The 1,316-nt window shown below is 60.9% G+C and carries 2 protein-coding genes; both read right to left on the bottom strand.

Going from position 1 to position 1,316, the window contains the following annotated elements; genetic code table 11:
• Positions 1-225: efflux RND transporter permease subunit (locus VCB98_RS13900; protein WP_346053557.1), on the bottom strand; the 225-nt coding region annotated here is incomplete at its 3' end.
• 136 nt (positions 226-361) lie between these two features.
• The coding region (locus VCB98_RS13895; RefSeq protein WP_346053556.1) for an efflux RND transporter periplasmic adaptor subunit at positions 362-1,316 on the bottom strand (955 nt) is incomplete at its 5' end.

The raw sequence follows: 1,316 nt of genomic DNA, 5'->3' as shown, positions 1-1,316 counted from the left end.
CGCCATCAAGGCCGTGGTCAGGGGATAGGTCACCTGGTCTTCCACCACTTCCGGCGCCAGACCGGGTGCCTCGGCACGCACGATCACCTGGGTATCGGACAGATCCGGAATGGCATCCACCGGCGTGTGCTTGACCGCATACAGACCCACCGCCCCGGTCACCAGCGCCAGAATCAGCACCAGCACCCGGTTGGCAATGGACCATCGAATCAGTCTCTCAATCATGTGTTACTCCAAGCCATGATCGGCTCTCGCTTGCTACGCCCGTAGGAGCGGATTCATCCGCGATGGGGCTAAACCAGCCTCTGTACCCGCCGAGGGCTTTATCGCGAATGAATTCGCTCCTACGAAGGTGGCGACATCAATGATGGGAATGATCCTCAACCCGACCATGCCCACCTCGGATGCTGGCTTCGGAATCGATCAGGAAGTGGCCGGATACCACCACCTCATCACCGTCCTCGATGCCATAGAGAATCACCACCCGGTCGCCGCTGACCATGCCGGGGGTGACTTCACGCACCCGGAAATGGCTTTCGTCCTCGCGAATGACCACCCGATTGGCCCGGCCGGTTCGAATCAGGGCCTCCAGGGGAATCACCACCCCTTCTTCCGACGGCGAGGCATGAATGGAGACCGCCGTCCACATACCGGGGCGCAGATTCTTGTCGCCGTTATCCACCGGCAAACGGGCGCGCAGGGAGCGAGTGCGTTCATCCAGAACCGGGTAGATATGGCTGATATCCGAATGGGCCTGCTCACCGGGGCTGAAAGGCAGACCGATCATGGCGTGCTGGCCCACTTCCACCCAGTCCGCCTGGGATTCAAATACATCGGCGATGACCCAGACGCTGGAGAGGTCGGCCAATTCCATGATTTCCAGGCCCGGCGAGACATACATGCCGTGGCGGACACCCAATGCGGTCACATAGCCGTCATGCGGTGCATACCAGGGAATGTACTGCTTCACCTCGCGGCTCTGATCGATGGTATCGATCACCGATGACTGCACATCCAGGGCACGGAGACGGGCGCGGGCCGCATTGATCACCTCGGAATCACCGCGCCGCAGTGCCTGCAGAAACTCCTCCTGGGCATTGACCAGTTCCGGTGAGTACAGGGTGAAAAGACGCTGGCCGGCTTCCACCCGATCACCTTCCGCAGTGACATCCAACGCCTGTATCCAGCCTTCCACCCGTGGGTGGATATGCTGGAGACGGGATTCGTCATAGCTCACCCGCCCCACCGTTTCGATGTGGCGCATCAGGCGACCGGTCTCGGCCGCCTGGGTGCGGATATTCATGGCCTGCTGAATC

It is taken from the genome of Natronospira elongata (assembly GCF_034931365.1).
GTDB classification, from domain to species: Bacteria; Pseudomonadota; Gammaproteobacteria; order Natronospirales; family Natronospiraceae; genus Natronospira; species Natronospira elongata.
Note: the sequence above shows the minus strand (reverse complement) of the source record. Positions and strands in the feature narration are given on the sequence as shown.